The sequence below is a fragment of the Pseudomonas sp. 3HC3 genome (genome assembly GCF_044904505.1).
Taxonomy (GTDB): domain Bacteria; phylum Pseudomonadota; class Gammaproteobacteria; order Pseudomonadales; family Pseudomonadaceae; genus Aquipseudomonas; species Aquipseudomonas putida_Y.
Map to the genome: position 1 here is coordinate 1 of NZ_JADDRH010000044.1, position 2,041 is coordinate 2,041.

General features: G+C 58.1%; 2 protein-coding genes. Both read left to right on the plus strand.

Translation table 11 applies throughout. The features are described from left to right. Positions 1–85 precede the first annotated feature (85 nt). A complete protein-coding gene (gene tnpB, locus INQ47_RS25555) occupies positions 86–445 on the plus strand; it encodes an IS66 family insertion sequence element accessory protein TnpB (RefSeq protein WP_010954006.1) in 360 nt (119 codons plus the stop codon). Positions 446–463: 18 nt separating this feature from the next. Then, the gene (gene tnpC, locus INQ47_RS25560; protein WP_404702890.1) at positions 464–1,996 is read left to right on the plus strand and encodes an IS66 family transposase; all 1,533 of its coding nucleotides are present in this window, start codon (positions 464–466) and stop codon (positions 1,994–1,996) included. The last annotated feature ends 45 nt before the right edge of the window (positions 1,997–2,041 follow it).

Below are 2,041 nucleotides of genomic sequence, written 5' to 3' on the forward strand. Positions count from 1 at the left end.
GTAAGCGCTCCATGAACCCCACATTCAAAGCGCTTACCTGATCCCCGATGCTGTGCTCCCGATTTCTTTCTGGAGCTCGCCGACCATGATGCGACCCGACGCCAAAGTCGAAAAAGTGTACCTCTACCCCAAGCCCGTCGACTTTCGAAAATCCATCGATGGCCTTGCCGCACTGGTCGAACTCGATATCAAGGTGGCGGTGTTCGACCCAGTGCTTTTCGTCTTCCTCAACAAGCCGCGCAACCGCGTGAAGATCCTGTATTGGGAACGCAACGGCTTCTGCCTCTGGCTCAAACGCCTGGAGTCCGAACGTTTCAAAACTTCACCCGATCCGACTGACGTCGCCATCGTCCTGACCGTTCAGGAACTGAACTGGCTGCTCGATGGCTTCGACCTCTGGCGCAACCGTCCGCATCAGGTTTTGACGCCTCGATACGTCGCCTGATTCGGTATAATCCGCGGCATGATTTCCATGCCCGAAAACCTCCCTGACGATCCTGTTCTGCTCAAGCAACTGCTTGAGCAGATGATCAACGAGCGCGCGTCCGACAAGGGCAAGATCGTTCATCTCGAAGAGGAAGTTGCGCTGTTGCGCCAGCGCTTGTTCGGGCGCAAGACCGAGCAGACTGGCGATGCGGCGACACCGCAGTTGCCACTCTTCGACGAAGCGGAAAGCCTGGCCGAGCCCTTGGATGAGGCTGACGACGAAGAAGTCGTTGCGCCGACCAAACGCCGTGGCAAGCGCAAGCCGCTGCCGGCTGATTTGCCGCGTATCGAAGTTGTCCACGAACTGCCCGAGCATGAACTGACCTGCGCTTGTGGCTGCCGCAAACATGCCATCGGTGAAGAAGTCAGCGAACAGCTTGAAATCGTCCCGATGCAGATTCGCGTCATCAAGCATGTTCGCAAGGTGTACGGCTGCCGGGACTGCGAGTCAGTGCCCGTAACCGCGGACAAGCCCGCCCAGATGATCGAGAAAAGCATGGCCAGCCCGAGTGTGCTGGCCATGCTGCTGACCACCAAATACGTAGACGGTTTGCCGCTTCACCGCTTCGAAAAAGTGCTGGGACGTCACGGTATCGATATCCCGCGCCAAACCCTGGCACGCTGGGTGATTCAATGCAGCGAGCACTTTCAGCCGCTGCTGAATCTGATGCGCGAAAGCCTGTTGAACAGTCGGATCATCCACTGTGATGAAACACGTGTGCAGGTGTTGAAAGAGCCGGGGCGTGAGCCCAGCAGCCAATCCTGGATGTGGGTGCAAACCGGCGGCCCAGCTGATCGGCCGGTGATCCTTTTCGACTACACCACCAGCCGAGCGCAGGAGGTGCCTGTGCGCCTGCTGGATGGCTATCGCGGCTATGTCATGACCGACGACTACGCCGGTTACAACGCGCTGGCCGCACAGGACGGGCTGGAGCGATTGGGCTGCTGGGCGCACGCGCGCCGCAAGTTCGTCGAAGCGCAGAAAGTACAGCCCAAGGGCAAAACAGGACGCGCTGACATCGCATTGAACCTGATCAATAAGCTCTATGGCGTCGAGCGCGACTTGAAGGACAGTGACGACGAAGATCGTAAGGGCGCCCGCATGGAGCGCAGCCTGCCATTGCTGACTCAGCTGAAAAACTGGGTAGAGAAAACGCAACCTCAGGTCACGACGCAGAATGCCTTGGGCAAGGCCATCGGTTACTTGGCCAGCAACTGGAGCAAATTGGAACGCTACGTCGAGCACGGCTACTTGCCGATGGACAACAACGCGGCCGAGCGTGCGATCCGCCCGTTTGTCATCGGGAGAAAGAACTGGTTGTTCAGTGACACGCCCAAAGGTGCCACTGCCAGCGCACAACTTTACAGCTTGGTAGAAACGGCCAAAGCCAACGGCCAAGAACCCTATGCGTGGCTGCGCCACGCACTGGAACGCCTGCCGCAGGCGTGCTCAGTGGAAGACTACGAAGCGCTACTACCATGGAATTGCACACCTCAAATACACAGCTAGGTGCGCTGCCCATCTTTGGTTAGGTGGGGTTTATGAAGCGCTTAC

What these genes read in the sequence shown, in the direction of transcription:
- tnpB (WP_010954006.1), top strand. Translation starts at nt 86, where the DNA reads ATGATGCGACCCGACGCCAAAGTCGAAAAAGTGTACCTCTACCCCAAG.
- tnpC (WP_404702890.1), top strand. Translation starts at nt 464, where the DNA reads ATGATTTCCATGCCCGAAAACCTCCCTGACGATCCTGTTCTGCTCAAG.